The organism is Synechococcus sp. H55.2, from assembly GCF_047462495.1.
In the GTDB taxonomy this organism is placed as follows: Bacteria; Cyanobacteriota; Cyanobacteriia; order Thermostichales; family Thermostichaceae; genus Thermostichus.
In genome coordinates, this window is sequence record NZ_JANSJH010000085.1 from 3,755 (window position 1) to 10,795 (window position 7,041).

A 7,041-nucleotide genomic window follows, 5' to 3' on the forward strand; every position below is an offset into this window, starting at 1 on the left:
GAGCGTTTCTCCGCCGAGATCGCCGAGATCCGGGCCGAACAGCAGCGGGCCGCCGAGCGCTTTGAGGCCCAGATGGCTGCAATGCGAGCCGAGCGGCAGGCCATCGAAGCCCAGCTCCAGACCGAAATCCAGGAGATCCGGGCGTTAATTCAGCACAACCAGGAGCGGATTCGCCAGAACGAAGAGCGGGGAGATGAGCTGGAGAGGGCCATCCAGGAGTCTCGCCGCGATATGCAGGCCGGGTTTGCCGAGCTGAGGGAAGCGCAAGCCATGATGATGGAGCAATTTCGGGAGCGGGATGGCCGCCTGATCGAGGCTCATCTGGGCTTTATTCGGGAAATGCGGGAGATGCAGCGGGAAGTAGCGGAGCTGCGCCTGGATTTTCTCAACCACATGCGCCAGTACCACCCGCCTGTCGAACGCTAGATGGCGAGCCGGTTGCCTCAGCTTGCGGTCGTAGGGGTAGCTGGAGATGGCTCGGTGGCCTCTTGGGCGATTCCCCCCCTCTCCCAAGCGCAAACCCTGGCCGGGCCCCCCAGCCTGCTGCAGCACTTTGCCGACCATCCGGCTCGCCAGATCCGGCTTACTGGATCGGTGGAAAGTTGGATCCCGCTTTTGCAAAAGGAGCTGGCACAGGGATCCCTGGTTTTATTGGCCAGCGGGGATCCCCTGTTTTTTGGGATTGGGCGCCTGCTGACCCAGTATTTCCCGGCGGAGCAACTGGCTTTTTACCCCCAAGTCAGCTCGGTGCAGTTGGCCCTCAACCGCCTGCAGATCCCCTGGCAGGAGGCCACCATTCTCAGTCTGCACGGGCGGGGAATGGAGCCGTTGGAACCCGCTCTCAAACAGGGATCCCCTGTGATTGTGGTGCTTACCGACCCAGAGCACACGCCAGCCAGCTTGGCCCAGTTCATTGCCGACCTGCGGTTGCCGGTGCGCTACCAGGGCTGGGTATGCAGCCAACTGGGATCCCCCCACGAGCAGATCCTGCCTCTGCAGGAAGGTGAGAACTCCGCTTTCCCCAGCCCCAATCTGGTGGTGTTGCGCCGCGTTGACCCGGAACCGGATCCCCGCCGCTGGCCCCTAGTCGGGATCCCCGACGACCAGTTCCACACCTTTCCCGACCAGCCCGGCCTGATCACCAAGCAACCCATCCGCCTGCTCACCCTGGGGGCCTTGCAATTGCCGCGGCAGGGAGTGGTGTGGGATGTCGGGGCCGGCACCGGCTCCGTGGCCGTAGAGATCGCCCGCCTCTCCCCCCAGCTCCAGGTCTATGCCGTTGAGCGCAACGCCATGGGTATTTGTCTCATCCGGCGCAACCGCCAACGCTTCGGCCTGGAGAACCTGCACGTGATCCCCGGGGCAGCGCCCCAGGTGCTGGCCGACTTGCCGGATCCGGATCGGGTGTTGCTGGGGGGAGGCGGCAAAGGGATCCGCGATCTGCTGCCGGTGGTGGCGGCCCGCCTGCAGCCTGAGGGGATCTTGGTGGCCAACTTTGCCACCCTGGAAACCTGCAGCGAAACCCTGCAATGGCTGCGCTCGCAGGGCTGGCAGGTGCGGCTAGAACACATCCAGATCTCCCGCTCCACAGCCCTGGCAGAAGGCACCCGCTTCGCCCCCCTTAACCCCGTTTACCTGCTGCAGGGGATCCCTTCAACTTTGCAATCTCGCTGAACCCCCTCCTTTGGGGTGGGGGGTGAGAGAAAAATTACCCCTCATCCTCCTCGTCGGTGGTGAACCCGGGTCGGTACAGATAGGAGGGGCGATTGGTCTTCTTAATTTGGTCTTTGAGGGATTCTAGGTCGATGTAGCGATCTGCCAAGTTGATCAGTTGGTCGCTGGTCATGGAACGCAAGCTGACCACCTCCACCCGTGCCCCTTGGTAGCTGACGGCATTGACCGCGTAGGCCAAATCCCCATCGCCGCTCACCAGCACTGCCGTCTCGTACCAACGCACCAGCGACAACATGTCCACAGCAATTTCCACATCTAGGTTGGCCCGCTTGGATCCATCGGGCAGTTGGGTCAGCTCTTTGGTAACCACGCGGTAGCCGTTGCGACGCATCCAGAGCAAAAACCCCTGCTGCTTTTCGTTGTTGCGATCGACGCCGGTGTAGAAAAAAGAGCGCAGAAGGGGAGAACGGCCGGTTAGCGTCTTCAGCAGGCGGGTGTAGTCGATCTCAATGCCCAGTTGCAGAGCGGCATAGAACAGATTGGATCCGTCGATGAAGATGGCCACACGACCACGGTTGTCCTGCAACGGATCCGAAGGCTGAAAGCCGGGATCGGGGTCAAGACGCAACATTCGGCTTTTCTTCTCCAAGTGGTTTTGGCAAAGGGATAGAAAAAGGTAAGGTATTAAAGGATATATGAACAAGGCATCGGCAAAAAAAGGCCCTGGCCGGGGAGATACGTCATTTACCCTAGCGCAGGAAACACCCCACCCCTGGAAGACTTCCAAAATCCTAAAGAAAAAATACTTATCGGAGAGCTCTTGCGAATGACAGGCCAACAGGGGGCGCTGCCCTATCGTTTCCCGACCTCCCTGCACAGAGGGGTGTTGCGCAGCCGCTACAAGCGCTTCTTTGCCGAGGTGGAGCTGGAAAATGGGCAACAGGTAACCGCTCACTGCCCCAACACCGGGCCGATGACGGGGGTTTGCCAGGTAGGGGCACCTGTGTACCTCTCCCATCACCCCGATCCCAAGCGCAAATTGGCCTACACCTGGGAGATGATCCAGGTGGAAGGAGTGTGGGTGGGGATCAACACCGGCCTGCCCAATCGCCTGGTGGAATGGGGGCTGGAACAAGGGTGGTTTCCCCAGTTGGCGGGGTTTTCTCGTTGGCAACGGGAAGTGACCTGCGGCAGGAGCAAAATCGACTTCCTGCTGATAGGAGACTCTGGCTTGGCCTACCTAGAGGTTAAAAATACCACCTGGGCCGTGGGATCCCGCGCCCTCTTCCCGGATACGGTGACGACTCGCGGGCAAAAACACCTGGAAGATTTGATTGAGATCCGCCGGCAAGGGCAGCGGGCTCTGCTGCTGTACTGGATCAACCGTGCCGATTGCACCGAGTTCGCCCCTGGCGCAGAACGGGATCCCCGCTATGCCCATCTGTTTCGCCAGGCGCTGCAGGCGGGGGTCGAGGTGTTGCCCTACCGGATCGCGGTCTCGCCCCAGGGGATCCATCCCCTGGGTTTGGCCAAAATGGTGGCCTGAGCGTTGTCTTGGGAACCTGCTGCTATGCAAGTGGCCACCTGGAATGTCAACTCCATTCGCACCCGGTTGCCGCAAGTTTTGGCTTGGCTAGACAAGCAGGGATCCCTGGATGTGCTCTGCTTGCAGGAGACCAAGGTGGTGGATGAGGACTTTCCCCGCGCCCCCTTTGAGGAGCGAGGCTTTCATGTGGAGGTGTACGGGCAAAAGTCCTACAACGGCGTGGCCGTAATTAGCCGGGAGGTGCCGGAGAAGGTGGAGCGGGGGTTTGGCGCGCTGCTGTCGGCGGCTGCAGACCTGGACGAGCAAAAGCGGCTGATCGGCGCCCTCTACCACGGGATCCGCATTCTCAACCTCTACGTGCCCAACGGCGAGGCGGTGGGATCCGACAAGTACGCCTACAAGTTGCGCTGGCTGGCCACGCTGAAGGACTACCTGGCCGTTGCCCTCAGCCAAGGGGATCCCATCTTGCTCTGTGGGGACTTTAACATTGCCCTGGAAGACCGCGATATCTACGATCCCCAAAAGGCCGGAGAAATCATGGCCTCGGAGCCAGAACGGCAGGCCCTGCGGGAGATCCTGGCTTTGGGGTTTGAGGATGCCTTTCGCAAGTTTAACCCGGATCCCGGACATTTTAGCTGGTGGGACTACCGGGCCGGAGGGTTTCAGAAGAATCGCGGCTGGCGCATCGACCACCTCTACCTTTCTCCCCCGCTCCAGGACAAGGCCACTGCCTGCTGGATCGACGTCGAGCCGCGGCGGCTACAAAAGCCCAGCGACCATGCCCCTGTGGTTGTGGAGCTGGCGGTCTGAAATCCCCAGGCCGCTCCCTTGCCAATCTTTTCTCGAGACAAGAGCGGCTATCTACGCTAGGCTGGTAGATGTTAACGAATGTATCGGGCTACCGCCATGGCGCTCTTTGGTTTTGGCAAACTGAGCAAGAAGCTGACCTTGCCCACGCCGGAAGAGGCTTTGCCGGGCCGCTCCGAGCCAATGGCAATCGTTAACCGGCACTACGTCAAGGGCACGCCCCTAAAGCCCCCTTTTCCCGAGGGCATGGAGCTGGCCCTGTTCGGCATGGGCTGCTTTTGGGGAGCGGAGCGCAAGTTTTGGCAGTTGCCCGGGGTGTTCACCACTGCCGTGGGCTACGCTGGCGGGTATACCCCCAACCCCACCTATGAGGAGGTTTGCACCGGTTTGACTGGCCACAACGAGGTGGTGCGGGTGGTTTACGATCCCAGCCAGATTAGCTACCTGCAGCTTTTGAAGGTGTTTTGGGAAAACCACGATCCCACCCAAGGGATGCGCCAGGGCAATGATGTGGGCACCCAGTATCGCTCCGGCATCTACGTCTATTCCCCGGCACAACGGGAGCTGGCGGAAAAAACCCGCGATCTCTACCAGCAGGCTCTGAGCGCCCACGGCTACGGCCAAATCACCACTGAGATCCTGGACGCCCCAGAGTTCTACTACGCCGAAGACTACCACCAGCAGTACCTGGCCAAAAACCCACGCGGCTACTGCGGCCTGGGGGGCACCCAGGTTTGTCTGCCCGAGATCCTCACCGAGTCTGTCTAAGCCACACCCTAGCCGATGACGGTCATGGCTGCCCTCACCCCCGGCCCCTCTCCCTCAGGGAGAGGGGGGTTAGAGCGTTGATTGCAAGGATCCCAAAAGATGTCTAGAAGATGCGGCGGGAAGGGGATCCCCGCTCCAGCAGCTCCTTGGCCACCAGGGTTACCACCGCCAGCAAGGAGAGCACCACTGCCGCCGCATAGGCCGAGCCCGTGGCATAGCTGCGGTAGGCATCTTCCACAAATAAGGGAAGGGTCTGGGTGCGGCCAATGATGTTGCCAGAGACCACCGCGACAGCGCCGAACTCCCCCATGGCGCGGGCATTGGTCAGGATGACCCCGTACAGGAGTCCCCAGCGGATGTTGGGTAGGGTGATGCGCCAGAAGATCTGCCAGGAATTGGCCCCCAGGGTTTTGGCGGCTTCTTCTTCCTCGCTGCCGGCCTCTTCCAACACCGGCAGTACCTCCCGCACCACAAAAGGGAGCGTGATGAAAGCCGTGGCCAGCACAATGCCCGGAAAGGCAAAGATGACCCGCAGGTTCCAGGATCCCAGCCAACCCTGACGGCCAAAGAGGAGCACCAGCATCAGGCCGGCCACCACCGGGGAAATGGAAAAGGGCAGATCGATCAAGCTGAGCAGCAAAGCCCGCCCCGGAAAACGGCGGCGAGCCAAGGCCAAGGCGGCGCAGAGGCCAAAAAAAGTATTGAGGGGAACAACAACCAGCGCCGTCAGCACCGTCAATCGGAGGGCGCTGAGCAGCTCCCGCTCGGTCAGGTGCTGGAGAAAAGCTGGGATCCCTTCTCGAAACGCCTGATAAAAGATGTTCACCACCGGGATCCCAAGCAGCAGGGCGATGTAGAGCCCGACAATGCCGATCAACAGGCCCGACAGCCAAGGGTTTGTCGATGGCTCCGGTTGGACACCCGCTATCCCGTCAGGTTTCATGGCGACTTCCCCAGGCTTGCAGAAGGTTAATCACCACCAGCGACAAGAACGAGATCCCCAGCATCGCCGTCCCGATCACCGTTGCCCCGGCATAGTCGTACTGTTCCAGCCGCTGGATCACCAGCACTGCCGCGATGAGATCCCGGAAGGGGATGCTAGAGGCGATGATAACAATGGAGCCATATTCACCCACAGCACGGGAAAACCCTAGGGCCACGCCGGTCAACACGGCGGGCAAAATCTGGGGCAGCACCACCCGCCAGAAGGTCTGCCAGCGGGAGGCGCCCAAGCTCCAGGCCGCCTCTTCCACATCTCGTTCCAGCTCCTGCAGCACCGGCTGTACCGTCCGCACCACAAAGGGAAAAGAGATAAACAGCATCGCCACCCCCACCCCCAGCCGGGTAAAGGCAATGCGGATCCCCAAGGGGGCCAAAAGGGATCCAATCCAGCCGTTGCTGCTGTAAACGGTTGCCAGGGTGAGGCCGGCCACAGCCGTGGGCAGGGCAAAGGGCAGATCGATCAACCCCTCGAGGAGCTTTTTGCCGGGGAAGGCGTAGCGCACCAACACCCAAGCCGTCAGGGTGCCCATTACGCCGTTAACCAAAGCCGCCAGCAGCGCGGTTACAAAAGTAACCTCATAGGCGGAGAGGGCCACCGGATCCGTCGCGATCCGCCAGAACTCCGCCCAGCCGACGCTGCTGGACTTGGCGATCAAGGCCGCCAGCGGCAAGGCCAACATCAGGAAGAGATAGCCCAAGCTCAGCCGCCACGGCCAAGACAGTTGAAACCCGGCTTGCTGCAACTTTCCTCAAGCTCCCAGCGACATCGGACTCCGTCCCGCCATTGCCAGCGGGGTCATGGCAGTTTTCTTATCGTTTTTTTTGAGGGGAAAGGCCTTGACCACCTTGGGGCGGACATAGACCTGCTGCCCCACCTGCAGCGGCTGGCTGGCATATTGCTCGCGGCTGAGGTGGGCCCACAGGGATCCGCCATCGCTGAGAATCAGCTCCGCCTGGATCTCCCGCCCCAGGTGGATGATCTCTTTGACCCAAGCCGAGACGCCGCTGCTATTGGGGTTGACCTCGATCTGCACATCGTGGGGGCGCAAGAAGAGCTGGTGCGGGCCCGCCTGGGCCTCGGGAAGCTGGCAAGATAACAGGGAGCGGGGAGAGAGCTCGTTGACCGGGCCGATGAAGCTCATGACAAAGGGAGTGGCCGGGTGATCGTAGATCTCGGCAGGGGATCCCACCTGTTCGATCCGCCCCTGGTTCATGACCACGATCTGGTCGGCTACCTCCATGGC

General features: G+C 61.1%; 8 protein-coding genes and 1 pseudogene. 5 read left to right on the plus strand and 4 right to left on the minus strand.

Translation table 11 applies throughout. The features are described from left to right. Both NW844_RS10105 and cbiE read left to right on the plus strand, forming a co-directional pair. Nucleotides 1-426, plus strand: a pseudogene (locus tag NW844_RS10105) (hypothetical protein); the annotation flags it as partial. Then, the gene (gene cbiE / locus NW844_RS10110) at nucleotides 427-1,674 is read left to right on the plus strand and encodes a precorrin-6y C5,15-methyltransferase (decarboxylating) subunit CbiE (protein ID WP_414335328.1); all 1,248 of its coding nucleotides are present in this window, start codon (nucleotides 427-429) and stop codon (nucleotides 1,672-1,674) included. Between the two features lie 34 nt (nucleotides 1,675-1,708). Here cbiE and NW844_RS10115 read toward each other — a convergent pair whose 3' ends face one another. Next, a complete protein-coding gene (locus tag NW844_RS10115; RefSeq protein WP_414335330.1) occupies nucleotides 1,709-2,305 on the minus strand; it encodes an NYN domain-containing protein in 597 nt (198 codons plus the stop codon). Nucleotides 2,306-2,500: 195 nt separating this feature from the next. On the opposite strand from NW844_RS10115, the gene sfsA reads away from it, so the two are divergent. The 3 genes from sfsA to msrA all read left to right on the plus strand — a co-directional run bounded on the left by sfsA (nucleotide 2,501) and on the right by msrA (nucleotide 4,795). Next, complete coding sequence (gene sfsA / locus NW844_RS10120) at nucleotides 2,501-3,220, plus strand: DNA/RNA nuclease SfsA (protein ID WP_414335331.1); 720 nt, start codon at nucleotides 2,501-2,503, stop codon at nucleotides 3,218-3,220. A gap of 24 nt (nucleotides 3,221-3,244) precedes the next feature. Continuing rightward, complete coding sequence (gene xth, locus NW844_RS10125) at nucleotides 3,245-4,030, plus strand: exodeoxyribonuclease III (RefSeq protein ID WP_414335333.1); 786 nt, start codon at nucleotides 3,245-3,247, stop codon at nucleotides 4,028-4,030. 96 nt (nucleotides 4,031-4,126) lie between these two features. After that, nucleotides 4,127-4,795 (plus strand): peptide-methionine (S)-S-oxide reductase MsrA, encoded by a 669-nt coding sequence (gene msrA / locus NW844_RS10130; protein ID WP_414335345.1) that lies wholly within the window; start codon nucleotides 4,127-4,129, stop codon nucleotides 4,793-4,795. A gap of 103 nt (nucleotides 4,796-4,898) precedes the next feature. On the opposite strand, the gene cysW is transcribed toward msrA, so the two are convergent. From cysW to NW844_RS10145, 3 genes are all read right to left on the minus strand, one after another. Beyond that, nucleotides 4,899-5,738, minus strand: coding sequence for a sulfate ABC transporter permease subunit CysW (gene cysW, locus NW844_RS10135; RefSeq protein WP_414335334.1), 840 nt, complete (start codon nucleotides 5,736-5,738; stop codon nucleotides 4,899-4,901). Continuing rightward, a complete protein-coding gene (cysT, locus tag NW844_RS10140) occupies nucleotides 5,728-6,540 on the minus strand; it encodes a sulfate ABC transporter permease subunit CysT (RefSeq protein ID WP_414335336.1) in 813 nt (270 codons plus the stop codon). The genes cysW and cysT overlap by 11 nt, the downstream gene beginning before the upstream one ends. 6 nt (nucleotides 6,541-6,546) lie before the next feature. Continuing rightward, nucleotides 6,547-7,041: TOBE domain-containing protein (locus NW844_RS10145; RefSeq protein ID WP_414335337.1), on the minus strand; the 495-nt coding region annotated here is incomplete at its 5' end.